This is a genomic window from Citrobacter sp. Cpo061 (assembly GCF_030332845.1).
GTDB lineage: Bacteria > Pseudomonadota > Gammaproteobacteria > Enterobacterales > Enterobacteriaceae > Citrobacter > Citrobacter portucalensis.
The window spans coordinates 1-307 of sequence record NZ_JAOWHB010000016.1 but is presented as its reverse complement, the minus strand read 5'-3'; the positions used below and the strand labels follow the sequence as shown (position 1 = coordinate 307).

Annotated in this window: 1 tRNA gene; it reads right to left on the bottom strand. The window is 51.5% G+C overall.

Features of this window, described 5'->3' with window-relative positions:
• Positions 1-4: 4 nt before the first annotated feature.
• Positions 5-80 (bottom strand) — tRNA-Gly (locus OGX97_RS01260).
• Between the last annotated feature and the right edge of the window lie 227 nt (positions 81-307).

Below are 307 nucleotides of genomic sequence, written 5' to 3'. Positions count from 1 at the left end.
AATTTGGAGCGGGAAACGAGACTCGAACTCGCGACCCCGACCTTGGCAAGGTCGTGCTCTACCAACTGAGCTATTCCCGCTTAATCTTCGTCTTTCGAACCACTACTGCGTTGGCTGCCTTCATTCGCCTGAGTCACTTACTTCAGTAAGCTCCTAAGGACTCATTCAGTTGCCGCCTTGTCGCAATTCGAAATCCTGCGATTTGGTGGTCTGTGCTTAACAAGCACTTTCAAATTTTGGAGCGGGAAACGAGACTCGAACTCGCGACCCCGACCTTGGCAAGGTCGTGCTCTACCAACTGAGCTAT